The 25,874-nt window shown below is 72.8% G+C and carries 24 protein-coding genes; 6 read left to right on the top strand and 18 right to left on the bottom strand.

Annotated features, from left to right (window positions below; genetic code table 11):
- Window positions 1-80: 80 nt before the first annotated feature.
- Window positions 81-2,273: an RNA polymerase recycling motor ATPase HelR gene (gene helR, locus FHS37_RS18445; protein ID WP_184823231.1), complete on the bottom strand. Its 2,193-nt coding sequence runs from the start codon at window positions 2,271-2,273 to the stop codon at window positions 81-83.
- Window positions 2,274-2,583: 310 nt separating this feature from the next.
- Between helR and FHS37_RS18440 the strand changes: the two genes are divergently transcribed.
- Window positions 2,584-2,802 carry an EF-hand domain-containing protein gene (locus tag FHS37_RS18440; protein WP_184822537.1) on the top strand — a complete coding sequence of 73 codons (219 nt, stop codon included), beginning with the start codon at window positions 2,584-2,586 and terminating at the stop codon, window positions 2,800-2,802.
- Window positions 2,803-3,003: 201 nt separating this feature from the next.
- Here the strand turns inward: FHS37_RS18440 and FHS37_RS18435 are convergent, their stop codons facing one another.
- Entirely contained in the window at window positions 3,004-4,431 is a 1,428-nt protein-coding gene (locus FHS37_RS18435; RefSeq protein ID WP_184822535.1) for a Gfo/Idh/MocA family protein, read from the bottom strand.
- A gap of 203 nt (window positions 4,432-4,634) precedes the next feature.
- Complete coding sequence (locus FHS37_RS18430) at window positions 4,635-5,738, bottom strand: LacI family DNA-binding transcriptional regulator (RefSeq protein ID WP_184822533.1); 1,104 nt, start codon at window positions 5,736-5,738, stop codon at window positions 4,635-4,637.
- A 163-nt stretch (window positions 5,739-5,901) separates the two neighbouring features.
- Between FHS37_RS18430 and FHS37_RS18425 the strand changes: the two genes are divergently transcribed.
- Both FHS37_RS18425 and FHS37_RS18420 read left to right on the top strand, forming a co-directional pair.
- The gene (locus tag FHS37_RS18425; RefSeq protein WP_184822531.1) at window positions 5,902-7,719 is read left to right on the top strand and encodes a glycoside hydrolase family 35 protein; all 1,818 of its coding nucleotides are present in this window, start codon (window positions 5,902-5,904) and stop codon (window positions 7,717-7,719) included.
- A gap of 163 nt (window positions 7,720-7,882) precedes the next feature.
- Window positions 7,883-8,944 carry a right-handed parallel beta-helix repeat-containing protein gene (locus FHS37_RS18420; RefSeq protein WP_184822529.1) on the top strand — a complete coding sequence of 354 codons (1,062 nt, stop codon included), beginning with the start codon at window positions 7,883-7,885 and terminating at the stop codon, window positions 8,942-8,944.
- A 76-nt stretch (window positions 8,945-9,020) separates the two neighbouring features.
- Here the strand turns inward: FHS37_RS18420 and FHS37_RS18415 are convergent, their stop codons facing one another.
- From FHS37_RS18415 to FHS37_RS18385, 7 genes are all read right to left on the bottom strand, one after another.
- On the bottom strand, window positions 9,021-9,356 hold the full coding sequence (locus FHS37_RS18415) for a TcmI family type II polyketide cyclase (protein WP_184822527.1): 336 nt from the start codon (window positions 9,354-9,356) through the stop codon (window positions 9,021-9,023).
- Between the two features lie 27 nt (window positions 9,357-9,383).
- Window positions 9,384-9,866, bottom strand: coding sequence for an SRPBCC family protein (locus FHS37_RS18410; protein ID WP_184822525.1), 483 nt, complete (start codon window positions 9,864-9,866; stop codon window positions 9,384-9,386).
- Between the two features lie 2 nt (window positions 9,867-9,868).
- The gene (locus FHS37_RS18405) at window positions 9,869-10,129 is read right to left on the bottom strand and encodes an acyl carrier protein (protein ID WP_184822523.1); all 261 of its coding nucleotides are present in this window, start codon (window positions 10,127-10,129) and stop codon (window positions 9,869-9,871) included.
- Between the two features lie 26 nt (window positions 10,130-10,155).
- The gene (locus tag FHS37_RS18400) at window positions 10,156-11,403 is read right to left on the bottom strand and encodes a ketosynthase chain-length factor (RefSeq protein ID WP_184822521.1); all 1,248 of its coding nucleotides are present in this window, start codon (window positions 11,401-11,403) and stop codon (window positions 10,156-10,158) included.
- On the bottom strand, window positions 11,400-12,668 hold the full coding sequence (locus FHS37_RS18395; protein WP_184822519.1) for a beta-ketoacyl-[acyl-carrier-protein] synthase family protein: 1,269 nt from the start codon (window positions 12,666-12,668) through the stop codon (window positions 11,400-11,402). Before FHS37_RS18395 ends, FHS37_RS18400 begins: the two co-directional genes overlap by 4 nt.
- Window positions 12,665-13,132, bottom strand: a complete 468-nt coding sequence (locus FHS37_RS18390) for a cupin domain-containing protein (RefSeq protein WP_184822517.1) — start codon at window positions 13,130-13,132, stop codon at window positions 12,665-12,667. The genes FHS37_RS18395 and FHS37_RS18390 overlap by 4 nt, the downstream gene beginning before the upstream one ends.
- A 68-nt stretch (window positions 13,133-13,200) precedes the next feature.
- Window positions 13,201-14,325: a SchA/CurD-like domain-containing protein gene (locus FHS37_RS18385; protein ID WP_184822515.1), complete on the bottom strand. Its 1,125-nt coding sequence runs from the start codon at window positions 14,323-14,325 to the stop codon at window positions 13,201-13,203.
- A 233-nt stretch (window positions 14,326-14,558) separates the two neighbouring features.
- On the opposite strand from FHS37_RS18385, the gene FHS37_RS18380 reads away from it, so the two are divergent.
- Window positions 14,559-16,310, top strand: a complete 1,752-nt coding sequence (locus tag FHS37_RS18380; RefSeq protein ID WP_184822513.1) for an FAD-dependent oxidoreductase — start codon at window positions 14,559-14,561, stop codon at window positions 16,308-16,310.
- Between the two features lie 25 nt (window positions 16,311-16,335).
- On the opposite strand, the gene FHS37_RS18375 is transcribed toward FHS37_RS18380, so the two are convergent.
- Both FHS37_RS18375 and FHS37_RS18370 read right to left on the bottom strand, forming a co-directional pair.
- Window positions 16,336-17,304 (bottom strand): tetratricopeptide repeat protein, encoded by a 969-nt coding sequence (locus FHS37_RS18375; protein WP_184822511.1) that lies wholly within the window; start codon window positions 17,302-17,304, stop codon window positions 16,336-16,338.
- Between the two features lie 174 nt (window positions 17,305-17,478).
- Window positions 17,479-18,924: a glyceraldehyde-3-phosphate dehydrogenase gene (locus FHS37_RS18370; protein ID WP_184822509.1), complete on the bottom strand. Its 1,446-nt coding sequence runs from the start codon at window positions 18,922-18,924 to the stop codon at window positions 17,479-17,481.
- Window positions 18,925-19,572: 648 nt separating this feature from the next.
- On the opposite strand from FHS37_RS18370, the gene FHS37_RS18365 reads away from it, so the two are divergent.
- Window positions 19,573-19,977 carry an SseB family protein gene (locus FHS37_RS18365; RefSeq protein ID WP_184822507.1) on the top strand — a complete coding sequence of 135 codons (405 nt, stop codon included), beginning with the start codon at window positions 19,573-19,575 and terminating at the stop codon, window positions 19,975-19,977.
- A 42-nt stretch (window positions 19,978-20,019) separates the two neighbouring features.
- Here the strand turns inward: FHS37_RS18365 and FHS37_RS18360 are convergent, their stop codons facing one another.
- Both FHS37_RS18360 and FHS37_RS18355 read right to left on the bottom strand, forming a co-directional pair.
- The gene (locus FHS37_RS18360; RefSeq protein ID WP_184822504.1) at window positions 20,020-20,409 is read right to left on the bottom strand and encodes a MarR family winged helix-turn-helix transcriptional regulator; all 390 of its coding nucleotides are present in this window, start codon (window positions 20,407-20,409) and stop codon (window positions 20,020-20,022) included.
- A gap of 30 nt (window positions 20,410-20,439) precedes the next feature.
- A complete protein-coding gene (locus FHS37_RS18355; RefSeq protein WP_184822503.1) occupies window positions 20,440-20,850 on the bottom strand; it encodes a helix-turn-helix domain-containing protein in 411 nt (136 codons plus the stop codon).
- A gap of 28 nt (window positions 20,851-20,878) precedes the next feature.
- Between FHS37_RS18355 and FHS37_RS18350 the strand changes: the two genes are divergently transcribed.
- A complete protein-coding gene (locus FHS37_RS18350; protein ID WP_184822501.1) occupies window positions 20,879-21,769 on the top strand; it encodes a methyltransferase domain-containing protein in 891 nt (296 codons plus the stop codon).
- On the opposite strand, the gene FHS37_RS18345 is transcribed toward FHS37_RS18350, so the two are convergent.
- The 4 genes from FHS37_RS18345 to FHS37_RS18330 are packed head-to-tail and all read right to left on the bottom strand — an operon-like array spanning window position 21,669 to window position 25,838.
- Window positions 21,669-22,700, bottom strand: a complete 1,032-nt coding sequence (locus tag FHS37_RS18345; protein WP_184822499.1) for a LacI family DNA-binding transcriptional regulator — start codon at window positions 22,698-22,700, stop codon at window positions 21,669-21,671. The two genes, FHS37_RS18350 and FHS37_RS18345, sit on opposite strands and share 101 nt — an antisense overlap.
- The gene (locus FHS37_RS18340; protein WP_184822497.1) at window positions 22,697-23,602 is read right to left on the bottom strand and encodes a carbohydrate ABC transporter permease; all 906 of its coding nucleotides are present in this window, start codon (window positions 23,600-23,602) and stop codon (window positions 22,697-22,699) included. Before FHS37_RS18340 ends, FHS37_RS18345 begins: the two co-directional genes overlap by 4 nt.
- On the bottom strand, window positions 23,599-24,522 hold the full coding sequence (locus FHS37_RS18335) for a carbohydrate ABC transporter permease (protein ID WP_184822495.1): 924 nt from the start codon (window positions 24,520-24,522) through the stop codon (window positions 23,599-23,601). The genes FHS37_RS18340 and FHS37_RS18335 overlap by 4 nt, the downstream gene beginning before the upstream one ends.
- Window positions 24,519-25,838 carry an ABC transporter substrate-binding protein gene (locus FHS37_RS18330; protein ID WP_184822493.1) on the bottom strand — a complete coding sequence of 440 codons (1,320 nt, stop codon included), beginning with the start codon at window positions 25,836-25,838 and terminating at the stop codon, window positions 24,519-24,521. The genes FHS37_RS18335 and FHS37_RS18330 overlap by 4 nt, the downstream gene beginning before the upstream one ends.
- Between the last annotated feature and the right edge of the window lie 36 nt (window positions 25,839-25,874).

The raw sequence follows: 25,874 nt of genomic DNA, 5'->3' as shown, positions 1-25,874 counted from the left end.
CCGGGCTCGGGGCCTCACACCCGACCGTACGCCGTGGTCCGTCTCCGCCCGTACGCGGGGCGTGCCGCCGGAGCCCGCGGTCAGGGACTCGTGAGGACGACGAGCTGCCGGGTCGCCCGGGTCATCGCGACATAGCGGTCGACCGCTCCTTCGACGCCCTCGCCGAACGCCTCCGGGTCGACGAGGACGACCAGGTCGAACTCGAGTCCCTTCGACAGCTCCGGGGTCAGCGACCGCACGCGGGGCGTCGTCGGCCGGAACGCGGGAGCACCGATGACGCAGGCGGTCCCGTCGGCGTGTGCGGCGAGCCAGGTGCCGAGGACCGGGTCCAGGTCCGCGGCGGAACCGTGGACGACGGGGACGCCGCTGCTGCGGACGGAGGTCGGCACGTTGGCGTCCGGCAGCGCGGCCCGGACGACCGGCTCGGCCTCCGCCATGATCTCCTCCGGCGTCCGGTAGTTGACGCTCAGGGACGCCACGTCGATCCGGTCGAACCCGACCCGCTCGAGCCGTTCCCGCCACGACTCGGTGAACCCGTGCCGGGCCTGGGCGCGGTCCCCGACGACGGTGAAGCTCCGGGACGGGCAGCGCAGCAGCAGCATCCGCCACTCGGCGTCGGTGAGCTCCTGGGCCTCGTCCACGACGATGTGCGCGAACGGGCCGGCGAGCAGGTCCGGGTCGGCGGTGGGCAGTTCGGACTCGTCGACCAGGCTGACCCGGGCGTCCTGGCCGCGCAGCATCCTCACCAGACCCTCGCCGTCGTCACCGTCGGCGCCGGAGTCGGCCGCGGCGTCGATCAGGTCGTCGACGACCTGCGCCATGCGCTCGCGCTGGGCGGCGAGGACGGCCTCGTGCCGGCGCCTGCGCCGGGCCGCCTCCGGGTCGCCCAGCCGCTGCCGTGCCGCGTCCAGGAGCGGCAGGTCGGACACCGTCCAGGCCCGGGCGTCCGCGCGCTGCAGCTTCCGGACCTCGTCGGGGCCGAGCCACGGAGCGCACATCCGCAGGTAGGCGGGCACCGACCACAGGTCCGAGACGAGGTCGGCCGCTTCGAGCAGCGGCCACGCGCGGTCGAAGGCCGTGCGCAGCTCCCCGTTCCGCCCCAACGACCTGCGGAGCAGCTCGGCCGGGACGTCGCCGTCGTCGTCCGGGGCGTCGTCCTCGTGCCTGTCCGCCAGGATCGTCAGCAGCTCCTCCCAGACCTGCTCGCGCGCCTCGTTGTGCGGAGCACCGGGCTCCGCCGCTTCGAACGCCGTGGCCCAGTCGTCGGGGCTCAGCCATACGTCGGACCAGTGGGTGGTGACCGTCATGCCCTCGGCGGGCGGCTCCTCGTAGAACCGGACGGCCGTCTCGATCGCCCTCACCAGGTCCGCGGACGACTTCAGGCGGGCCACCTCCGGGTCGGTCTCGACCGCCGCCCCGGCCCCCTCGGCGACGAGGTCCCGCAGGGTGCAGGTCTGCACGCCCTCCTCCCCGAGACTGGGGAGGACGTCGGCGACGTAGGCAAGGTAGGGCCGGCTCGGGCCGACGAACAGCACGCCGCCCCGACGGTGACCGAGGCGGGGATCGGAGTGGAGGAGGTAGGCGGCGCGGTGCAGGGCGACGACGGTCTTCCCCGTGCCCGGACCGCCGTCGACGACGAGGGTGCCGCGGGAACCCGCCCGGATGACGGCGTCCTGGTCGGCCTGGATGGTGCCGAGCACGTCCCGCATCCGCGGTGACCGGCTGGCGCCCAGGCCTGCGATGAAGGCGGACTGGTCGTCGAGCGCGGCGTGCCCGGCGAGCCCGTCCGGGGTGAACACCTCGTCCCAGTAGTCGCTGATCCGGCCGCGGGTCCAGCGGTACCTGCGGCGGCTCGCCAGGCCCATCGGGTCGGCGTGGGTGGCTCCGAAGAACGGCTCGGCCGCGGGGGAGCGCCAGTCGACCAGCAGCCGGCGGCCCGAGCCGTCCGTCAGACCGAGCCGCCCGACGTACACGGGCTCGGAACGGTCCGCACCGACCATGCGCCCGAGGCACAGGTCCAGTCCGAAGCGGCGCAGTGTGCGCAGGCGGGCGGTCAGCCGGTGGATCTCCGCGTCCCGCTCCATCGCCTGCCGGCCGAGGCCGCCGGGTGCCCTGCGCAGGGCGTCGAGGCGGTCGGACACCTCGGCGACCGACTGCTCGAGGCACTCCGCGAGGGCCGCGAAGTGCCGCTCGTCGTCGGCGATCAGCGCCGGGTCGGCCTTGGGGGAGAGGTGGTCGGGGAGGTCGAAGGCGCTGGTGGTCAGGGGGTTCAGGGCATCGGCTCCGGTGTGGGACCGCTCGCGGCCGTGGCGTGCGGCGGTCTGGCTGGACGATTCCGCGCGGTCCACGCGGGTACTGACGGTGTCCTCGGACGACACAGGCACTGAGCGACTCCCGTTTCCGCAGGTCCTGGCTTTGGCCGGCCATTCTGCGGTACCGCTGGGGCCTTGCCGCAAGCCCCCCGGTGCGCTATAAGTTGAGAGTGGCAAGGAGTGGGTGACCTCCTTGCCTTTCTCTTTTCCGCCGTCCGCCGCGGGCGGATAGTGTGAGCACGTCAGCGAAGATCGCAGAAGGACGGAGCACATGGCGGACATCGTGGAGACGGCGGCGCGGAAGGTCTTCGAGCGCTACGACGTGGACGGGGACGGCCTGGTCACCGTGGACGAGTACCGGAAGGTCGTGGCGGAGCTGGAGGGCTCCGAGATCACGGAGTCGCAGGCCCGGGAACTGATCGACTCGCTCGACACCGACGGCGACGGCCGGATGTCCTTCGAGGAGTTCTGGGCGGCCATGAACCGTTGACGGCACCGGCCCGGCACCGAGGGGCCGGGCCGCCCGCCGTGGAGCCGGACCGGGTGACGGCGACGGGCGGCGACCCCGACCGGGGCCCCGGCTCCCGAGCCGGGCGGACCGTCGGCCGACCGCGGCCGGGCCGCCGCCGGGGGCTCGCGGTCCCGTGCCCGCGAGGCACCGGCGACGACGTCCGGGGGCTCCCGGCCGCGCTCAGCCGACGGGCGGCATCTCGGTGGGATCCGAGTCGAGTCCGGGCCGCCGCGCGTCGGCCCAGGCGCCCCGCGTGAAGTCGGGGATCTCGACCGGACGGCCCTTCCGGGCCAGGGACGCCGCGCTCAGCGGGACCGCCGCGCACCAGGCCGCGGAGTCGTAGACGTCGATGTCGGGCACCAGCCCGGCGCGCATCAGCTGCACCGTGCGCCACTGCAGGACGTAGTCCATGCCGCCGTGACCGCCGTTGTTCGCGGCGTCGTCACCGACCTTCCGCCACAGCCAGTGGTCGAACTCCTTGCGGTAGTCGGCGAAGTCGCGCCAGGCGTGGCCGCCGTGGTCCGGTTCGAGGTAGACGCGCGCGCCGGTCGGGGCGGGCCCGGCGTAGTCCTCGACGATCCCGCGGCTGCCGGCGAGGGTGTTGATCCGGCTGTAGGGCCGGGGCGAACTCACGTCGTGCTCGGCCCGGATGACCCGTCCCTTCTCCGTCTCGATCATGCAGGTGATCAGGTCACCGTTGACGTACGTCTCCTTCCAGGACGGGTGGTCCCGGGGGACGAAGCGCTCGCGGTAGTCGGCCAGCCCCTTCGGGGCGGTCGCGGTGGCGCGCAGCGTGGTCATCCGGTCGCCGCGGTTGACGTCCATGGCCGCCGCGATCGGGGCCAGCCCGTGCATGGGGTAGAGGGACGCGGTGCTGCGGGTGTGCCACAGCCGCCGCCAGGAGTCGGTGTAGTAGGTGTCGGAGAAGAGGAGTTCACGCAGGTCGTGCAGGTAGCCGCCGTGGCCGTTGGTGACGTCCCCGAACAGGCCGGCGTGCGCCATCCTGAGCATGGCCAGTTCGTTGCGGCCGTAGCTGCAGTTCTCCGCGAGGAGCAGGTGCCTGCGGGTGCGCTCGGAGGTGTCGACGAGGTCCCACAGCTGACGCAGTTCGGTCGCGACGGGAAGTTCCACCACGGCGTGCCTGCCGCTCAGCAACGCCGCCCTGCCGTGCTCGTGGTGGAACTCCCACGGCGTGGCGACGTACACCAGGTCGATGTCGTCGCGCTCGAGCATCCGGGCGTAGGAGTCGGCGGAGCCGCCGTACTCGGCGGGGCGCGGCTCGCCCCTGCCCGCCAGGCGGTCGGCGGCGCGCTTCGCGCGCTCGGCGCGGATGTCGCAGACGGCGGTCACGGTGCAGCCGGGTACGGCCGCCCAGCCCGTGACCATGCCCGAACCCCGGTTGCCCAGGCCGATCACACCGACGCGGACGGTTCTGTGGGCGTCGAACGGGACGCCGATCATCGACTTCTGTCCGGGTCTGCGGCGGGGAGCCTGCCCGGACGCGGCCGACGCCGTCGGGGACGCGGCGGTCACCCCGGCCGCGAGCGCGCCGGTGGCGACGGCTCCGCCCAGGAGCAGTCGGCGGGAGACAGCGGGGATTTCGGACATGACGGCAACACTCCTCGGTGGGGTGGCTTGCATCACTGCCGGTGCACTGTCGGGACGGTGGGGACCGTCGGGGCATGACTCTGCGGGCTCGGCGGTTACATGTCAATACGTGCTCGATAAGAAGCGTTTACGAGCAGGATCGAGCATCACACACGTCATCCCGGTGCGTGTCCGTGCCCGTGCCGTCGCGTCACGCGAGGCCGTCAGGCTGCCGGGCCGCCAGGTCGGCCGGTCCGGCCGGCCGGTCCGGCCGGCGGCGGTGCCGTGCTGGCGCGCACGACCAACGTCGGCTCGACGGTGACGGGTTCGGGCGCCGCGTCCGGGTCCTCGATGTGCCGCAGCAGGTGGGCGACCGCCAGCGCGCCCATCCGCGTGAACGGCTGAGCGACCGTCGTCAGCGAAGGTGAGCAGTACTCGGCCAGCGCGATGTCGTCCACGCCGACGACGGAGATGTCCTCGGGCACCTTCCTGCCGAGCTCGTGAAGGGCGCGGATCACGCCGAAGGCCATCTCGTCGCTCGCCACGAACACCGCGGTGACGCCGGGGATCCGCCCCAGGACCAGGCCGTTGCGGTACCCGGAGGCGGGCGTCCAGTCGCCCTCCAGCACCGGCGGGACGGCCAGGCCCGCGGCCTCCAGGGTGTCGCGCCAGCCGGCGCGGCGGCCGGCGGCGTCGAGCCACTCCCCGGGCCCGGCGACGTGCCACACGCTCTCGTGCCCCAGGTCGATCAGGTGACGCGTCGCCAGACGGGCCGCCAGGGCCTGGTCGACGGCGACGACCTCGGTGGCCGGGGTGCGTGACCCGTCGACGGTGACGGTCGGCACCCGGCGGGTGAGCTGCTCGATCCGCGGACTGACGTGGACCAGCGGCACGGAGAGGACGACTCCCTCGACGCCCTGCTCCGCCAGCCGGGACAGGGCCCCCTCGATCGCGGCGGTGTCCAGCGACGCGGTGGTCGCGGTGCTCACCGTGTAGCCCGCCTCCCGCGCCGCCGTCTCGATGCCGAACGTCAGGTTCGTGCGCGAGGAGGAGTCGGTCTGCAGGGTCACGACGCCGATCGTCCGGCTGCGCCCCGAGGACAGCGCCCGCGCCGCGTTGTTCCTGCGGTAGCCGAGCTGCTCGACGGCGGCGAGCACCTTGGCGCGGGTCTTCGGCCGCACGTTCGGATGGCCGGCCAGGGTCCGGGACACCGTCTGCGCGGACACCCCGGCGAGCCGGGCGACATCGGTCATCCCGGGCTGCCGCGCGGCGCCGCCCGCCCGTTTCCCCACGGGTCCCCCACCGGTTCCCGGCGTGTCCGATGCCATCGTTCGCTTCTCCAGAGAAACCGCGGCTCCGGCCGCGTCGCCGCAGGTACCGCCCCCCGGCCGCAGTCTATCCGCGACCGCTCCCTTGGCATCGGTAACACCGTCTGCCATAGTTCCCGCCGTTGCTCCCCGGAACGGAGCAGACGCCACGAGGGGGAGCTGCATGGCATCGCTCACATCGGAAGCGTCGGAGGACCGTGCGCCCGGCCCCGTCCTGACCCACCCGCACGGCCGGCTCCTGCGGGCCGGGCGCCCGCACCGCGTCCTGGCGGGATCGCTGCACTACTTCCGCGTCCACCCCGACCAGTGGGCCGACCGGCTCGAACGGGTCGCCGCCCTGGGCCTCAACACCGTGGACACGTACGTCCCGTGGAACTTCCACGAACCCCGTCCGGGGCGGTACCGCTTCACCGGCGGACACGACGTCGAGCGCTTCCTCCGGACCGCCCGGGAGACCGGCCTGGACGTCATCGTGCGGCCCGGCCCGTACATCTGCGCCGAGTGGGACAACGGCGGGCTGCCCGTCTGGCTGACCGGACGACCGGGCATGCGCCCGCGCTGCTCCCACCCGCCCTACCTGACGGAGGTCGGACGCTGGTTCGACGAGCTGATCCCGCGTGTCGCGGCCCTGCAGGCGGGGCGCGGCGGGCCGGTGGTCGCCGTCCAGATCGAGAACGAGTACGGCAGCTACGGCGACGACCACGCCTACGTCCGCTGGGTGCGGGACGCCCTGGTCGCCCGCGGAATCACCGAACTGCTCTACACGGCCGACGGTCCCACCGAGCTGATGCAGGACGGCGGCAGTCTGCCCGGACACCTCGCGGCCGCGACGTTCGGCTCCCACGCCCACGAGGCCGCCGGGCTGCTGCGCGCGCGCCGCCGCGACGAGCCGTTCCTGTGCGCCGAGTTCTGGAACGGCTGGTTCGACCACTGGGGCGAGAAGCACCACGTCCGGTCGGTGGACAGCGCGGCACGGACCCTCACCGACATCCTCGACGCCGACGGCTCGGTCAGCGTCTACATGGCCCACGGCGGCACGAACTTCGGCCTGTGGGCCGGCGCCAACCACGACGGCGACCTGCTCCGGCCGACGGTGACCAGCTACGACTCCGACGCGCCGATCGCCGAACACGGCGCGCTCACCCCGAAGTTCCACGCGTTCCGGGACCGGCTGCACGCCGTCGCCGGAGCGCCGCGCCGCCCGCTGCCCGCCGAACCGGCGCTGCTGTCCCCCCGTGCCGTCCCCGTCACCGCCGGAGCCGGTCTGCTGGGGGCGCTGCGCGCGGTCTCCGAGCCGGTGGCCTCCCCCCATCCGCTGAGCTTCGAGGAACTGGAGCAGGCGTCGGGCCTCGTCCTCTACCGCGCCGGACCGCGCCTGCCCGGCGGCCGGCACACCCTCACGGTCTCCGGTCTGCGCGACCGCGCCCAGGTCTTCCTCGACGGCGTCCCCCTCGGCGTCCTCGACCGGGAGACCGCCTCGCTCGAGGTGACCGGCCGGGGCGAACGGGCGTGTCTGGAACTGCTGGTGGAGAACCAGGGGCGGGTGAACTACGGCCCGCGGCTCGGCGAGCACAAGGGCATCCTCGGCGGTGTCGCGATCGGCCGGAGGCTCGTGCACGGCTGGACCATGCACCGGCTGCCGCTCGACACCTGGACACCGGACGACCTGGCGCGTGCCGTGTCCGCCGCGCGGCCGGACGGCTCCACCGGGTTCCTGACGGCACGGTTCGCGGTCGCCGAGCCGGCCGACGGCTTCCTCGCCCTCCCCGGCTTCGCCAAGGGCTTCGTCTGGGCCAACGGCACCCTGCTCGGCCGCTACTGGGAGATCGGCCCCCAGCGCACGCTCTACCTGCCCGCACCGCTGCTCGTACCGGGCGACAACACCCTCACCCTGCTGGAGCTCCAGCGGCGGGGCGACCGGGTGGAGCTGCGCGACCGGCCCGAACTGGGGCCCACCGAGGAGTACGTCGAAACCCTCTGACGAGCGAGAGGCGGGAACCACGGCGTCCCCACCACCCCGTCCGCCCCGGAGCGGACGTGCGCCCCGCCGCTCCGGGCCGCGCCGGCGGGCCACCGCCCCGGACGCCTGCCCGCCTGGGTGATCATCGGTGGCGGGGCGGAACCCCCGCTCATAGCTTCGGCACATGAGCAGACGACACATCGCGTATCTCGCGTGCGCCACCGCCGTCGTGGCCGCGGGGCTGGGAGCCGCCCCGTCGGCCGACGTCCCGACCGTGCACCGCGTGGAGCCGGGGGAGTCGATCCAGAGGGCCGTGGACGCCGCGGAGCCGGGGGACACCGTCCTCCTCGCGCCCGGCACCCACGAGGGGAGCGCCGACATCACCACGTCGAACCTGACCCTGCGCGGCTACGGCGCCCACCGCACCGTCCTGGTGCCCGGCACGGACGCCGGCAAGGGCGCCTGCGCCGAGGCGGGGAACGGCATCTGCGTGACCGGTACCGACAAGAAGCCCGTCGAGCGCGTCACCGTGCACTCGCTGGCGCTGCGGGGCTTCGAGAAGAGCGGACTGTGGGCCAGCCGGACCGACCGGCTGACGGTCCAGCAGGTGACCGCCGAGAAGAACGGCCGGTGGGGCATCGCCGAGGAACGCTCCGTGCGCAGCGTGCTCAGCCACAACGCCGTCGAGGACAACGGCGACGCCGGACTGTTCGTGGCCGGCACCGTCGACACCGAGGAAGGCGCCAGGGACGCCGGGAAGACGGTGATCCGGCACAACAGGATGACCGGAAACCGGGTCGGCGTCACCGTGCGGCGACTGCGCGACCTGGCCGTCGACCGCAACGAGGCCACCGGCAACTGCGCCGCCGTCCTCGTGGTGGGCGACGGGAACAAGCCGCGCGCCGGCGCCCTGAGCGTGACGCGCAATCACGTCCACGCCAACAACAGGCACTGCCCCAGGACGGCGCGGCTGCCCTTCCTGCAGGGCTCGGGCATCGTCCTCACCGGCGTCGAGGAGACGCTGGTGGCCTGGAACCGGGTCGAGGACAACAAGGGCACGTCCCCGCTGTCCGGCGGCATCGTGCTCTCCAAGGACCCCGCCGGCACCCCCGGCGAGCGCAACGAGGTCCGCGACAACCTGGTGACCGGCAACAGCCCGGCCGACCTGGCCGACCGGGACACCGCCACGACCAACACGTTCAGCCACAACACCTGCACGCTCTCCGAACCCGCCGGCATGTGCTGACCGGCCCCGCCCGGGGCCGCCGGCTCCGCGACTGACGCGGGCCCGGCGGCCTCGTGGTGTCCGTCGGACGCTCCGGTCAGGAACCGGCGCCGCGCTCCCAGCGGTAGAAGCACTGCGCCATGGCGTCCTTCGGGCTGCGCCAGGTGGCGGGGTCGTACGGGCTGACGTACGCCTCCAGCTGCTCGCTGATGCGGCGGAACTCGGGGTGCGACGCCACCTTCGCGATGGCGGGCGCAGGGTCCTGCTCGGACTCGATGAGGTGCAGGTACACGTCGTCGCCGAACTGGAAGAGGCTGCGCCGGCTGACGCCGACCAGGTGGGGCAGCTCGCCCCGGTCGGAGGCGGCGAACACGTCGGCGATCCGCGGCGCCGAACCGGGCTTCATCCGGGCGACGATGAGGGCGTGGTGCATCGGGTGTGTCCTTTCCTGACCGGGCGCTCAGCGGGAGGACGCCACGGACGCGCTCTCGCGCTCGCCGGCGGCCTGCTCGATCCGGTCCCGGATGAGGGCCATCTGGGTGCGGGAGTTGCGGTTGATGTTGTCCGTCATCCACGCGTCGTCGACCGGGGCGTCGGGCTTCATCGCGAAGTCCTGGATCCAGCGCATCTGGACCCCGCCCGGCAGCTCCGCGTACTCCCACAGGATGTCCATGTGCGCGAAGGGGCCCGTCTCGACGCGGCGGGCGCGGACCGTCCGCTCCCGGCGGTTCGGGGTGCGCTCCGAGACCCAGCTCCACACCTTCCCGTTCTCGTCCGGGTGCATGGTCAGCCGGAACGTCGTCGTGTCGCCCTCGCGGGAGAGCACCTCGACCGAGGCGTACTCGCTGAACAGGTTCGGCCAGTTCTCGAGGTCGTTGGTCATCTCCCAGACGAGGTCGAAGGGAGCGTCGATGGTGATGCTGTTCTCGGTGTGTCCGGCCACTTTCAGGCTCCAGCCGTGAGGGTGCTGTTGACGAGGTCCAGGAACTCCCGGGGCGTCCTGCAGCGCTCCGAGTCGGGGGGAAGCGACCGGCCGTACCGGTTCTCCAGCTCGCCGACGATGCCGAGCAGGCCGAGCGAGTCCAGGCCGAAGGAGTCGAAGGGGGACTCCGCCGCCTGCTTGAGCTCCTGGGGGTCGACGGTGATGCCGGCCGCCTTCTTCATCAGGGCGGCCAGTTCGTCGATGGTCACTTCGGTGGTGATCATGGGGGACTGCTCCTTCCCCGCCCGTCCTACCGGGCGGATTCGCCACCACGGCGCACGACCAGCGCCGCGTTGGAGCCCATCAGTCCTCTGCTGAGGACGAGGGCGGTGCGCAGCTCGGCGGGGCGAGCGCGCGACGTCACCAGGTCGAGGTCGTGGCAGACGTCCAACACGTTGGGCGTGGGCGGCACCTGACCGTGCTCCAGGGCGAGCACCGCGGCCACCGTGTCCAGCACGGGCGCCGCGCAGTGGGCGCGCCCGATGCCGGTCTTGGGCGCGGTGACGGGCACCCGGGTGCCGTGCGCGCCCAGGGCGTCGGCGATCGCCAGCGCCTCGGCGCGGTCCGCCTCCGGGACGCCCAGGGCGTCCGCGAACACGACGTCGACCTCCTCGGGGGCGCAGCCCGCCTCGTCGAGGGCGCCGCGGATCGCGCGGGCGAGACCCTCCCGGGACTCCTCCCAGCGGGAGGCCCCGGTGAAGGTGGCCGCGTGACCGGCCACGGTGGCGCGTACGGCCGCTCCCCGCTCACGGGCCCGGTCCTCGTCCTCGACGACGAGGATCGCTCCGCCCTCGGCGGGCACGAAGCCGCAGGCCCCCGAGGTGAACGGGCGGTAGGCGCGGTCCGGGTCGTCGACGGTGCTGAGCTCGGGGTAGCCGAGCTGGCACACCATCGAGTACGGGGCGAGAGGCGCCTCCGCGGCGCCCACGATCATCGTCCCGGTGCCGCGCCGCACCGCGCGGGCCGCGTGCGCGAGGGAGTCGAGGCCGCCCGCCTCGTCGCTCGCCACCACCCCGCACGGACCCTTGAAGCCGCCGCGTATGGATATCTGGCCGGTGCTCGCCGCGTAGAACCAGGCGATGGACTGGTACGGGCCGACGAACTTCGAGCCCTGTCCCCACAGCTTCTGCAGCTCGCGCTGGCCGAACTCGCCGCCTCCCGAACCGGCGGCGGTCACCACGCCGACGGAGAACGGCTCCGCGGGATCACCGCTGCCGAGGCCGGCGTCGTCGAGGGCGAGGGCGGCCGCGGCCATCGCGAAGTGGCTGAACCGGTCGGTCTGGACCAGGAACCGGTCCTCGACGATGGCCGCCGCGTCGAAGGCCCGGACCTCGCCCGCCACACGGAGCGGCAGGTGGTCGCAGCCCTCGCGGGTGATCCGGTCCAGCACGGGGACGCCTTCGCTGACGGACTTCCAGTAGGCGTCGGGCCGCAGTCCGTTGGGCGCGATCACGCCTATGCCGGTGACGGCCGCGCGCCGGGTGCGCCGATTGCTCATCGTGTCCTCCCGCCCGGCCCGGTCAGCAGCACCGCGGACTGGAAACCGCCGAAACCGCTGCCGACGGAGAGCACGTTCCTCAGCTTCCGCGGACGGGCGGTGCGCGGCACGTAGTCCAGGTCGCACTCCGGGTCGGGGGTCTCGTAGTTCGCCGTCGGCGGCACGACCTGGTGCTGCAGCGCGAGGACGCAGGCGACCACCTCGATGGCGCCGATCGCGCCCAGCGAGTGCCCCACCATCGACTTGATGGAGCTCATGGGCGTGTCGTACGCGTGCGCGCCCAGGGAGCGCTTCACCGCGGCCGTCTCGTGCCGGTCGTTCTGCCGGGTGCCGGAGCCGTGCGCGTTGACGTAGTCGATCAGGGTGGGATCGAGCCGGGCCTGGTCGAGCGTGGTGTCGATCGCCCGGGCCATCTCCAGTCCCTCACTGGTCAGGCCGGTCATGTGGTAGGCGTTGCCGTAGGTGGCGTAGCCGCTGATCTCGCAGAGGATCTCCGCGCCGCGGGCCCGGGCGTGCTCGTACTCCTCGAGGACGAGCACCGCCGCGCCCTCGCCCATCACGAAGCCGTCGCGGTGGGCGTCGAACGGCCGGGAGGCGTGCTCGGGGTCGTCGTTGTTGGGCGACGTCGCCTTGATGGCGTCGAAGCACGCCATCGTGATCGGTGAGATCGGCGAGTCCGACGCCCCCGCGATGCAGACGTCGGCCCGGCCCTCGGCGATGGTGTGGAAGGCGTAGCCGACCGCGTCGAGCCCGGAGGTGCAGCCGGTGGACACGGTCTGCACGGGACCCCGGGCACCGAACCGTTCGGCGACGACGGAGGCGAGCGTGCTCGGCTGGAACGCCGTGTGCAGCTTCGGCTCGGCCTTCTCGTGGTCCACGTCCCAGCGCTTCCCGCGCTCGCTGACCAGCACGTAGTCGTGCTCCAGGCGGGTGGTGCCGCCGACCGCGCTGCCGAGGGAGACGGCGGTGCGCCACGGGTCCTGGGCCTCCACGTCGAGTCCGGCGTCGCGGACGGCCTCGCCGGCGGCGACCACGGCGAACTGGATGTACCGGTCCGCGTGCCGGCACAGGTCCTCGTCCAGGCCGTGCCCGTACGGGTCGAAGTCGCACTCGGCGGCTATGCGGGAGCGCAGCCCCACCGGATCGAACAGGGAGATGCCGCGCGTCGCGGTGCGGCCGGAGGCGAGGAGGTCCCAGAAGGCCGGTGCGCCGATGCCGCCGGGAGCGACCACACCTATACCGGTGACGGCCACCCGCCGGGTCATTTTATGGCCCCACTGGGCTCGGACGGCCGGTCCTGCTCCGGTCCGCCGACCGTCAACTGCGGCCCGGACGCCGCTCCTTCGGTCTCCTCCGTGTCGACGTGGCCGAGGCTCGGGTGCGGGGCGAGCGGACCCAGGTGGAAGACCATGCGGGCCTCCCGGTCGCCGACGTTGCGGAAGCGGTGCCGCATGTCGACGGGGATCATCAGCCCCTGGTCGGCCCGGAGCGCGAACGGCTCGCCGTCCAGGTCCACTTCGAGCGCGCCGCTGACGACGTACACGAACTCCTCGGAGTACGGGTGGTAGTGCTCGCCGATGCGCTCGCCGGGCTGGATGATGGCCAGGCCCATGAAGCCGCTGGTGGACCCCACGGTGGCCGGCGTGAGCAGGGTCCTGAGGTCACCTCCGCGCCTTCGGTTGGGTTCCGTCTCGCTCAGGTCCACGATGCGTGGATGCTGTTTGGACATGGTTGATACCTCCGGGTGGGAGCGGTGACGTCCGGGCGTGCACGGCCGGGCACCACCACGGTCGGCCGTCAGGAATCCGCCGAGCTGCGGTCGGTGACGGGCATCATGTCGGCGTGGGCCAGGAGCCGGTTGAGGTTGCGCTCGGAGTCCAGGGAGCCCTCGACGCCGATCGCGGCGCCGTCCAGGAGACGCTGCAGCTCGGCCGCCTTGCCCGGGCCCTTGACGCCGAGGGCGGCGGCGGGGTCGAGGTCGAGCTCACCGGTGACGTCGATCAGGCGGGTCACGACGTCCTCGCGCTGGAAGACGGTGCTCGCGTACACCGGGCTGTCCGGGTCGTTCGCCGCGGCCTCGTCCTGGTGGGCGAGGAACCGGGCCAGCTCCAGGCCGCGGCCCGCCACGGCCGGGTAGTACAGCATGTGCCGTCGCAGGTGGGCGGGTTCCGGGCGGCCGGCCGTCACGTGCTGCATGGCCGGGAGCGCCGCCCGGGTGAAGAACACCCGCGCGGAGTCGGGTTCGCTCAGATCCCGGTCCTGCTCCAGATAGGGGTTGATGGCGTCCTCCACCACCCGGACCTCGGGCTGGGTGGCCACGTGGCACAGGGTGGCCAGCAGGTCGCCCTCCACCTCCATGGTCCGCACGACGCGGTTGCCGTGCATGAAGATGGAGGTGCGGTGCAGTCGTGTGATGCCGTTGATCCGCGTCTCGGGCGTGTCCTCGTGGGTCAGGATGTCCACGACCTTGGACTCGGATCCCGGCTTGACGGTGAAGGTGAGGGCGTGGCGGGTCACCCCGGGGCCCACGCGGGCCTCCGTCTGGAGGCCCGACTTCGCGGCCTCGGGAGTGAGCGGCCGTTCCGGGTGGGTCTCGCGCAGGACGCTGTAGCGCATCGACCGGGTGTCCCGGACGCAGCTGTGCATCGGCCGGACGAGCTCGATGTGCTCCTCGCTGTTCACCCAGGCGAGGAACGGCAGGGCGCTCTCCCACTCGCTGGTGATCAGCCACTGCGAGGGGTTCTCGATCGACTGGCACAGCTGGTCACTGATGTGGCCGGGGACGGAGGCGACCTTGTTGCGCATGTGCTCGTACGCGTCGAGGAACTGCTCCTGGGCCCCCTCGTACAGGTCGAGCAGCAGGATCACCCGCAGCCTCGAGCCGTCGAACGCCGACTGCGATACGCGTGCCGACATGGTCATTCCGGCGCACCTCTCCTCTTCTTCGGAAGGTCAGGAACGACCGCCGTGTCCGATGGCCCGGGGTCGCCATGAGTCGATCGTTGACGCGACCCTCCGGTGTGCGCGAGCGACACGGGGCAGGTGGGTGAACCACGCGCCATCCGGGTGCCGCCTCGACGCGAACCGACCCGTACCGGGCATGAAATGTGCGTCCCAACCCACAGCCCGTCGAGGGCGACGCTGGAGGCGTTTCAATGAATCGATCGGATACGGCCGGCCAAGCGGATCACCGCACGCCGGTCCTCATCGTCGGCGGCTCTCTGGTGGGCCTGTCCATGTCCCTGTTCCTGGGGCGCCTCGGCGTGCCGCACACGCTCGTCGAACGCCATGCGGGCACGTCGATCCACCCGCGCGGGCGGGGGAACAACGTACGCACCATGGAGCTGTTCCGGACGGCAGGGCTCGAGGAGCGCATCGCCCGGGCCGCGTCGGTCCTGGCGGACAACCACGGCATCCTGCAGACCCCGAGCCTGGTGGGCGACGCCGGCGAGTGGCTGCTCCAGGAGATCGACCCCGGCGGCGGGATCGCCCGCTTCAGCCCCAGCGGATGGTGCCTGTGCAGCCAGAACGACCTGGAGCCGGTGCTCCTCGAGGGGGCCCGCGAGCTCGGCGGGGACCTGCGCTTCGGGACGGAGATGAAGTCCTTCGAGCAGGACGCGAAGGGGGTGACGGTGCTGGTCGAGGACCGGGAGACCGGCGAGCGCACGAGGATCCGGGCGGACTACCTCGTCGCCGCCGACGGCCCGCGCAGCCCCGTCCGCGAGTCCCTGGGCATCGGGCAGAACGGTCCGGGCGACCTGTTCCACAACGTGAGCCTCACCTTCGCCTCCCGCGCCCTCGCCGACTTCGTCGGGGACCGGAAGTTCATCGTCTGCTACCTGACCAACCCGGAGGCCGACGGGGCCCTGCTGCCGGTGGACAACCGGGAGAACTGGGTGTTCCACGCCCCCTGGCACCCCGAGCACGGCGAGAAGCTCGAGGAGTTCACCGACGAGCGGTGCGTCGCCCACATCCGCAAGGCGGTCGGCGTGCCGGACCTCGACGTGACGATCACCGGCAGGGCCGCCTGGCACGCCGCCGAGCGGGTCGCCGAGCGGTACGCCGACGGCCGGGTGTTCCTGGCCGGCGACTCGGCCCACGAGATGTCGCCCACCGGGGCGTTCGGCTCCAACACCGGCATCCAGGACGCCCACAACCTCGCCTGGAAGCTGGCCGCCGTGCTCGGCGGCTGGGCCGCACCCGGACTGCTGGAGTCCTACGACGCCGAACGGCGGCCCGTCGCGGAGGCGACCAGCGCCCGCGCCTCCTCCCGCTCGAGCGAGCACAGCCACCCCGGCTACACGCCCGCCCCCGGGGCCCCTGCCCTCGGCGCCCCCGCCCCCGGTGCCGGTGGTCCCGGTGGTCCCGGTGGTCCCGGTGGTCCCGGTGGTCCCGGTGGTCCCGGTGGTCCCGGTGGTCCCGGGATGAAGCCGGGCGGCATCCTCAACGTGGCGCTCTGCTACCGCTATCCGCGCGGCGCGGTCCTGGGCACCGACCCGGGGACACCGGTCATCCCCGACGGGGTGATGCTGACCGGCGAGCCCGGCAGCCGGGCCCCGCACCTGTGGCTGGACCGCGCCGGCACCCGGGTCTCCACGCTCGACCTGTACGAGCGCTCGTGCGTGCTGCTGAGCTCCGCGAACGGCGTCTGCGACTGGCACGGCGCGGCGGCGAAGGTCGCGAGCGACCTGGCCGTACCGCTCGACGCGTACCGGGTGGGCGACGGTCCCGACGCGGAACTGACCCCCGAGGACGGTGCCGACTGGGCCCGGGCCCACGGGGTCACCGCGGACGGCGCGGTGCTGGTCCGCCCCGACGGCTTCGTCGCCTGGCGCTCCGAAGGAGCCGTACCGGACCCGGTGACGGTGCTCCGGGAGGCCGTCGCCACGATCCTGGCGCGGAACTGACGGGGGAGCGGCGGTCGGCGGGGCGTCACGTTCCGCCGACGCCGCCCTGCCGTCCCCGTTCCGCCTTGGCCTGGTGCTGCTCGAACCGCTGGAGCGCGGGCCCGTCGGCGTTCCACGGCCAGGGCGTGACCATGCCCTGCAGCGTCTGGAACACGTGGTGCGCGTCGGCGGCGCGTCCGGCCGCGCACAGCGCGTACGCCAGCACGTTCAGATCGGCCGGCGCCGCCGCGTGCTGGAAGAAGCCCGGCTTCGCCCACAGCGCGGCGGCCTGGTCCAGCGCGGCCGCGACCTGGCCGCCGTCCCACAGCTGACCGGCCGTCATGGCACGGACGCCACCCTGCGCCACCAGCCCCTGGTACTGCCGGACGGCCGCGGTCAGCTCGACCGCCGCACACGGCGCGTTCGCCGGGATGCGGGTGCGCACCACGTCGACGAAGTCGAGGACGGCCGCGCTCGAACCGCCTTCCTCCGGCGACAGGTAGGCGAGCATCTGCAGATACGCCTCGCGGTGCCAGCGGTCGCGTCCGGTCGCCTCCCGCCAGACGGCGTTGACCTCGTGCTGCGCGTACCGCTCGATCCGCGCCACGCCGAGCAGGACCACCCACGGCAGCGGATCCTCCGGTCTCAGCTCGGCGGCACGGTGGCACTGGGAGACCACCTGCCCGGCGTCCTCGAGGCGTCCGTCCCGCAGGCCGCACGCCAGGCGGGCCCACGAGTGGAACACCAGGGCGTCGGCGTGCTGCGGCTCCCGGGCCAGCCACGCCGCCGCGATCCCCGACCCGGCCGTCGCCTCGGCCAGTACGGACGTCCGGTGGCCGCGGCGGTCCCAGTCGTCCCCCGTCTCCTCCAGCAGGGAGGAGACGAGTGCGACGTCCTGGGCCCTGCCGCCTCCGCTCCGCCTGCTCAACCGTCCGAGCACACGTGCCAGATCGGCGTCGTCGAGTGCCGAAGCGATGCGGGGACGTCTGCTGGTGCGACTGCTGAAGAGGGGCATGCCCGAAGACTAGGAACCACGGGCGGCCCGGCAACCCGTGCGGGACGATCGTTACCGATCTGCCCCTTACCGGCCGGTCAGCCCGGCCCGCCACCGCGCACGGAGGGGGCGGGACCGGCCGTCTCGCCGGTCCCGCCCCGCGGTCGTGCCCGGTGCCGCTCGCCCGCTCCCGGATCAGACCGCCGGAGCCGGGTACGTCGGGTACTCCACCCCGGAGACGTGCTGGACGACCCGGACGACCTGGCAGGAGTAGCCGAACTCGTTGTCGTACCAGAGGTAGAGGATCGCGTTGTCGCCCTCGACCTTCAGGGCGCCGGCGTCGACGATCGAGGCGTGGCGCGAGCCGATGAAGTCGCTGGAGACCGCGTCGGGGGCGCTGATGAAGTCGATCTGGCGCTTCAGCGGCGAGGTCAGCGACACGTCGCGCAGGTAGTCGAGGACCTCCTGGCGGTCGGTCGCCCGGCCCAGCCGGAGGTTGAGGATCGCGATCGAGACGTCCGGCACGGGGACCCGGATCGAGCTGCCGGTGATGGTCGCCTTGAGGTCGGGCAGCGCCTTGGCGACGGCCGAGGCGGCACCGGTCTCGGTGATCACCATGTTGAGCGGCGCCGAACGGCCTCGGCGCTCCGACTTGTGGTAGTTGTCCAGCAGGTTCTGGTCGTTGGTGAACGAGTGGACGGTCTCCACGTGGCCGCTCAGCACCCCGTACTCGTCCGCCATCGCCTTCAGCGGCGGGACGATCGCGTTGGTGGTGCAGGACGCGCAGGACAGGATCCGCTCGTCCGGCTTGAGGGTGTCGTGGTTGACGCCGTGCACGATGTTGGGCACGTCGCCCTTGCCGGGCGCGGTCAGCACCACCTTGTCGATACCGGGGCGCAGGTGCTGCGACAGGCCCTCGCGGTCGCGCCACTTGCCGGTGTTGTCGATGAGGATGGCGTTCTTGATGCCGTACGCCGTGTAGTCGATCTCCGTCGGGTCGCCCGCGTAGATCACCTTGACGGTGTTGCCGTTGGCGACGATCGTGCTGCTCGCCTCGTCGACCGTGATCGTGCCCTGGAACTGGCCGTGCACGGAGTCGCGGCGCAGCAGCGAGGCCCGCTTGACGATGTCCTGCGCGCCGCCCCGGCGGACCACGATGGCGCGCAGCCGCAGGCCGTTGCCGGAGCCGGCCTTCTCGATGAGCAGGCGGGCGAGGAGGCGGCCGATGCGGCCGAAGCCGTAGAGGACCACGTCGCGCGGCTCACGGCGGTCGATCTTGTCGGCGCCGGTCGCGCCGGCGACGGCCTCGGCGGTGAACTCCTCGACCGACAGGCCCCGGTCGTCGGCGCGGTAGGTCGCGGCGAGCATGCCGATGTCGATCTGGGACGGCCCGAGGTCGAGCGTGGTGAGCGCCTGCAGGAAGGGCAGCGTCTCGGTGACCGAGAGTTCCTCGCCGGCGATCTGCCGGGCGAAGCGGTGGGTCTTGAGGATGCTGACCACCGACTTGTTCACCAAGGAGCGGCTGTGCAGCAGGACGGTGACGTCCCGCTCGCGGTGCAGCTTCCCGATGATCGGGATCATCGACTCCGCGATCTCCTCGCGGTGCTTCCAGTTGATGAACGAGTCTTCGTTGACAGTCACAGGATCATCTTTCGAGCTAGACGGCGCTCATATGATAGCCACGGCTTCGGCGGGGCTCGGAGGGGGTGTGCCTCCGGCCCGCGGGAGGGGCGGGAGGGCGCCCGGTCCGGCCGGAGAACCGCCGGGCGCGGCGGTCCGGGCCGGCTGCGGGCGTCGGTGACCGGCGCGCCGGCCTCGCGCGCCACCGGAGCACCGGGCGGCAGGCCGGTGCCGTCGCGGCCGGACCGCCGGAAGGCGTCGGTGCGCCCGGCCGCCGTGGCCGCGCGCACCGGACACCCCGGCTCCACCGCGTCCGGCGCCGTGTCGCCCGGTCCACCGGACCCGGCCGGCTGCTCACCCGGGTGGTGGCCGGCCCCGGCCGGCCGGACGCCGTGCCGGGGACTCGCCGCGCGTCCGGCCGTGCACGGGGCGCCCGCCACCACGGACACCTCCGGCCCGCCCGCCGCGGGGAGACCGTCGTCACCGGGTGGTCGGGCGACCGGGCGGACGCGGCGAGCCGGGACGGCCGGCGCGGAGGCGGCACCGTCCCGTGAACCCGCCGGTGCCCGCAGGATTGCGTCCCACGCGACCGGGTACGCGTCCAGGACCGTGCCGGGGCGGATCTTGTCCCGGGCGGGCCGTACGACCGCCGCTACCAGGGAATCTGCCATGGAAACACCCGCGCACGAGAACAACGCCCCCACACCCGCCCAGCGGGCTCTGGACGCCCTCGTGGAGAACACCGAGGACACGGCGGCGCTGGACGCCCTCGCGAACAGCGACGTCCTGATCCCGGTGCCGGACGACGCCGGCGACGAGGGGGCGGCCGACCCGGGCGCGGTGGCGCTTCCGGTGCTGGAGCAGCCGGGCGGCACGCAGGTGGTGCCCGTGTTCACCTCCGAGCTGGAGATGGCCGGGCTACTGCCGTTCGTGTCCCGCTACCGCCTGGTCCCGCTGGGGGCCCTCGCCGCGCAGTGGCCGGCCGAGGACCTGTCCCTCACCATCGACGGCAGCTCCGAGCACCGTCTGACGCTCACCTCGGAGGGGGTACGCACCCTGCTGGCCCGCCCGTGAGGGCCGGCCGGCGGATCCCGAAGGCCCCGACGACCTGTACGCCTACTCGCCCAGCCCGCGGGCCAGGGCGGCGCGCTGCACCGGCAGCACCTCGGCGTGCAGGTCGCGGCCCTTTCGCGTGAGCGCCACGTACACGCCGCGCCGGTCCTCCGCGCACACGCTCCGCTCGACCAGGCGGTCCTTCTCCAGCCGGGCGATGAGGCGGGACAGCGCACTCTGGCTGAGGTGGACCCGGCCCACCAGGTTCTGCACCCGGCACTGCTCGCCCTCCCCGGGCGTCGCGGTCGCGAGCAGGTCGAGCACCTCGAAGTCGGAGGCGCCGAGACCGTACGGGTGCAGCGCGCGGTCGATCTCGCCCAGGGTGCGCGCGTGCACCGCGAGGATGTCCCGCCACCGCTCCTCGAGCCGGGTCCCGGCCGTCTCCGCTGCCATACTCGAACGGTAACATCGTTCGGTATTCAATTACTCTGAGCCGGTCGTGGTGTCTCCCACGACCGCGCGGAAGTGCCGGCATCCGGTCATGTCCTCGCGGTCGCAGCGCAGCGCGCACTCGACCAGGGCCAGGGAGTCCCGGGCGGCGGCGACGCGGGCCCGCAGCTCCTCCGCCTCGCGCCGCAGCACGGCCCGGCGGTCGGCGGGTCCGCCGGTCGCCAGGGCGCGGATGGCGTCGAGGGACAGCCCCGCCCGCTTGCCGCGCAGGACGACCGCCACCCGCACCACGTCGCCGGCACCGTACACGCGACGTCCGGCCGTGTCCCGCGCGGGCGACAGCAGCCCCACCGACTCCCAGTACCGCAGGACGTGCGGGGCCAGTCCGAAACGCTCCGCGAGAGCGCCGATGCCCAGGGTGCCGTTCGGTTCGCTTGACCTCATGTCGGCATTAACCCGCAGTCTGGCCCGCATGACCAAGCAACCGGATCCCACCGCCGACCTGATCGCCCGCCTCGACGCCGCCGAACGACTCCCGGGAGCGCCCGAACTACGGGCGTTCACCTACGAGTTGCTGGGCGACGCCACCTCCGTCGTGGACGTCGGCTGCGGAGCCGGGCGGGCCGTCGCCGAACTGGCCGCACGGCGTGTGACGGCCGTGGGCGTGGACAGCGACGCGCGGATGATCGGCGTCGCACGGAGCCGCCGGCCGCACCTCGACCTCCGCGTCGGCGACGCGTACCGGCTGCCGTTGCCGGACCACTCGGTGGAGGGCTACCGCGCCGACAAGGTGTTCCACGAACTGGCCGACCCGCGACGGGCGTTGGCGGAGGCCCACCGGGTGCTCGCGCCCGGGGGCCGCGTCGTGCTGGCCGGCCAGGACTGGGACACCGTCGTCATCGACTCCGACGACCCCGCCCTCACCCGCGCCCTCGTGCACGCCCGTGCCGACCTGGTGACCGCGCCCCGCGCCGCCCGCGCCCACCGCGCCCTGCTCCTCGACGCGGGGTTCCACCGGGTGACGGCCGAGGTCCGCACGAGCGTCCTCACCGGACCGGAGGCCCTGCCGCTGCTCACCGCGCTCGCCGGGGCCACGGTCTCGGCCGGCGCGGTCGACCGGGACCGCGCGGAGGCCTGGACCGCCGAGCAGCGGGCGCGCGCGGCGGAGGACCGCCTGTTCGTGGCCCTCCCGGTGTTCGTGGCGTCCGCGACCCGAGGGGACGGCGACGGACTTCAGGACGGACCCCGCGACGGACTCCGGGCTACGTCGACCCCCGCTTCACCAGTTCCGTCGGCAGGATCACCGCCGCCGTGTCCTCGCCCCCGATCTGGGCCAGCAGCACCCGCACCATCTCCGCGCTGATGCGGTCCCAGGGCTGGCGGATGGTGGTGAGCTCCGGGCTGGCGGCGACGGCGGCGGGGGAGTCGTCGAAGCCGCCGACCGCGACGTCCTCCGGGACCCGGCGCCCGGCGCGGTGCAGCGCCGTCAGCACGCCCTGGGCCATCAGGTCGGAGGCGACGAACACGGCGTCCACGTCCGGCGCCTGCGCCAGCAGCCGCTCCGCGCCCGCCTCACCGCTGGCCCGGCTGTAGTCGCCGGGGACGACGAGCCGCTCGTCGATCTCCACGCCCGCTTCGAGGAGCACCTCCTTGTACCCGGCGAGGCGCTCCACACCGCCCGGGGTGTCGAGCGGGCCGGTCACCACGCCGATCCGCCGCCGCCCCAGTGACAGCAGGTGCCGCACCATGTCACGGGCGCCGTCCCGGTCGTCGGCGGCCACGTAACTCACCTTCGAGCCCAGCCCGATCGGCTTGCCGCAGGCGACCAGCGGCACGCCCGCCGCCCGCAGCTCCTCGGCCACGGGATCGCCGGAGTGGCTGGAGACCAGCAGCACCCCGTCGACGTGCCCGGCGGTGATGTACCGCGTGATGCGCCGCCGTTCGTCGTCCGTGCCGGCCAGCATCAGCAGCAGCGGGATGTCGTGCGCGGCCAGCGCCTGGGTGCAGCCGCGCAGCAGGACGTTGAAGTTGGGGTCCTCGAAGAACCGCTCCTGCGGCTCCGTGAGGAGGAAGCCCACCGAGTCCGAACGGCCGGTGATCAGCGAGCGGGCGTGCCGGTTGACGACGTACCCCGTCCTGCGGATCGCGGCGTTGACGGCCTCCGTGGCGGCCGGACTGACGTAGTGGCCGCCGTTGAGCACCCGCGAGACGGTGCCGCGCGAGACCCCGGCCTCGCGCGCCACGTCGTGGATCGTCGGCGGCTTGCGCCTGCCCCCCGTGTTGCTCATGGTCATGACTTTACGGCCCCGGAGAGCAGGTCCAGGCTCCAGAACCGCTGGACGACCAGGAAGAGGGCGACCAGCGGCAGCACCGCGAGGAGCGCCCCCGTGATCACCAGCGTGTACAGCGCCGGGGTGTTGGCGCCCTGCTCGAGCAGGGTGTACAGACCGAGGGTGATCGGGAACTTCTCGTCGTCGCTGAGCATGATGTACGGCAGCAGGAAGTTGTTCCAGACCGCCACGAACTGGAACAGGAAGACCGTCACCAGTCCGGGCACCATCATCGGCAGCGCGACCCGGGTGAAGATCCGCCACTCGCCCGCGCCGTCCATCCGCCCGGCCTCCACCACGTCGGCCGGCACCGCGGCCGCGGCGTAGATCCGGGCCAGGTAGACGCCGTACGGGGAGAGGATCTGCGGCAGCAGCACCGACAGGTGGGAGTCGGTGAGGTCGACCTTCGCCAGGAGCAGGTACTGCGGGACGGCGAGGATCACCGGCGGCATCAGCACGCCCGCGAGCAGCACGTTGAACAGCGTCTCGCGGCCCCGGAAGCGGTAGGTCGCCAGCGCGTAGCCGCTGACCGCCGACACGCACGTCGACAGCAGCGCGCCGAGCCCGGCGTACAGGGCGGAGTTGCCCATCCACTGCCAGTAGACGCCGTCGCGGTAGGCGCTGAGCTCGGAGAGGTTGCCGGTGAAGCCGGTGCCCGGCCAGAACGTGAAGGTGGAGAACAGCTCCCGGCCGGACTTGGTGGACGCGACGATCACCCAGGCGACCGGCAGCAGGCAGTAGAGCGCGCCGAGCAGCAGCGTCAGCGTCGGGACCAGCGCGATCCGGCGGCGTCGCGCCGGGCCCCGGGCCGTGCCGGGGGCGGTGCCGGCCGCGGGCTCGGCCTCGCGCAGGGCGAGAGAGCTCATCGGGAAGCCTCCTGCTTGTTGCGTCGGTTCGCGGCCCGCAGGAAGCCGAAGGACAGCACCAGGGTGGCGAGCGCGATGAGGGTCGCCTGCGCGGCGGCGGCGTGGATGTCGCCGTTGCCGAAGGCGTCCTGGTACACCTTCATCAGCGGACTCCAGGTGGTGGACACGGAGTTGGTGAGCGGTTTGAGGGTGGTCGGTTCGTTGAACACCTGGAGCGTCGCGATGATCGAGAAGAAGAAGGTCAGCACCAGCGAGGGCGCCACCATCGGGATCTTGATCCGCAGGGCGATCTGCAGCGGGGTGGCGCCGTCCAGCTTCGCCGCCTCGTACACCTCGGCAGGCACGGCCTGCAGCGCGGTGTAGATGACGATCATGTTGAAGCCGGTGCCGCCCCAGACCGCGATGTTCGACAGCGCCAGGTACAGCGGGCCGCCGTCCAGCAGGTCCGGCTGCGGCAGGCCCAGCCTGTCGAGCGCGAAGTGGAAGGGGCTCACGTCCGGCAGGTACAGGAAGCCCCACAGCAGGGCCGCCACCACGCCGGGGACGGCGTACGGCAGGAAGATCGCGAGCCGGGTGAAGGAGGCGAGCCGCACCTTCTCGGAGTCGAGCATCAGCGCGAACAGCAGGGCGAGGCCCAGCATCACCGGCACCACGATGCAGCCGTAGCCGAGCACGCGCAGCGCACCGTCCAGGAGTTCGCTGTCGGACAGGGCGCCGGTGTAGTTCTCCAGGCCGGCCCAGACCTCCTTCCGGGCGCCGGACCCCAGGCCGAGCCCGGAGACCTGCACCTTGCGGAAGCTGAGCCAGACCGCGTACCCGATGGGCAGCGCGAAGAACAGGAGGAACAGGACGGTCGCGGGGACGAGGAAGAGGTACGGGGCCCCCTTGACCCCGTACGACCTCCGGCTTGCGGATCTCACCGAGCGACCCCGAAGCCCTGCTTCTCCAGGTCCGCGACCGTCTCCTCCTGCATGGTGTCCAGGGCGGCGGTGAAGTCCGACTTGTTCTTCGCGGCGGCACCGAAGGCGTCCTTGAACGCCGTGTAGGCGACGTTGACGTTCGGGCCCCAGGCGGACGGCGCGGTGGTCTCCGCGATCTCGGCGGCCTTGCGGTAGAAGTCGGGCTGGTTGGAGAAGTACTCCGGCGGGCTGGTGAAGGCGCCGCTGAGCTGCGCCGAGGTGGAGGCCGGGTAGATGCCGCTCTCCTTGGCCAGGGCGTTGAGGGCGTCACCGTCGGTGTTCAGCCAGGCGGCGAACTTCGCGGCGGCGTCCTTGTGCTTCGAGTCCGTGGTCACGGCGGTGGAGGAGCCGCCCCAGCTGCCGGTGCGGCTCTCGCCGTCCGACCACTGGGGCAGCGGGGCCATGGCCCACTTGCCCTTGGTGTCGGGCGCGGCCGTGGTCAGCGTGCCCGGCGCCCACACGGCACTCACCCACGCGATCTGCTTGCCGGTGTTCAGCGCCTTGTTCCAGGCCGGGGTGTACATCGGCTGGTTGTCGATGGCGCCCTCCTCGACCAGGCCGCCCCAGAACTCGGCGACCTTCCGGGTCGCCTCGTCGTCGATGCCGACCTTCCACTTGTCCCCGGAGGTGGTCCACCACTGCGCGCCGGCCTGCTGGGCGAGACCCGCGAACAGGCCGGAGTCGTTGGCGGAGAAGGTGGTCAGGTCCTTGTCGGGGGCGGCCTTCTTCAGCTTCCGCGCGGTCTCGGCGAACTCGTCCCAGGTCGCCGGCACGGCCAGGTCGTACTTCTCGAACAGGTCCTCGCGGTAGTAGAACATCATCGGCCCGATGTCCTGCGGGACCGCGTAGACCGCGTCCGTGCCGAGCGTGGTCTGCTGCCAGACGCCGTCGGCGAACTTGCCCTTCACGTCGCCCACGTTCTCCGCGATGTCGGCGAGCGCGTCGTTGCTGACCAGGGTGGGCAGCGCCTGGTACTCCGCCTGCACCAGGTCGGGCGCCTTGCCGGCCTTGTGCGCGGTGAGGATCTTGGTGACCAGCGTGTCGCCGGACGCCTGCTTCTTCACCGTGACCTCGATCTGCTCCTTCTTGCCCGGCCCCTTGTTCCACAGGTCCACGACCTTGTCCATGCCGGGGGCCCAGGTCCAGTACGTCAGTGAGACCGGGCCCGACTGCGCCTCGCCGTCGTCGGACGACGAGCCGCAGGCGGCGAGTGCGGTGGCGCCGAGCGCGACGGCGACGGCGGAACTCACGAGGCGACGGCGCTTCGTGTACGGCATGGAACTCTCCCCTGACCTGGGGTCCCCGCCCGCTGC

This window comes from Streptomyces griseomycini, from assembly GCF_014203535.1.
Classification (GTDB): domain Bacteria; phylum Actinomycetota; class Actinomycetes; order Streptomycetales; family Streptomycetaceae; genus Streptomyces; species Streptomyces griseomycini.
The sequence above is the reverse complement of the archived record's forward strand: the minus strand, read 5'-3'. Positions and strand labels throughout refer to the sequence as shown.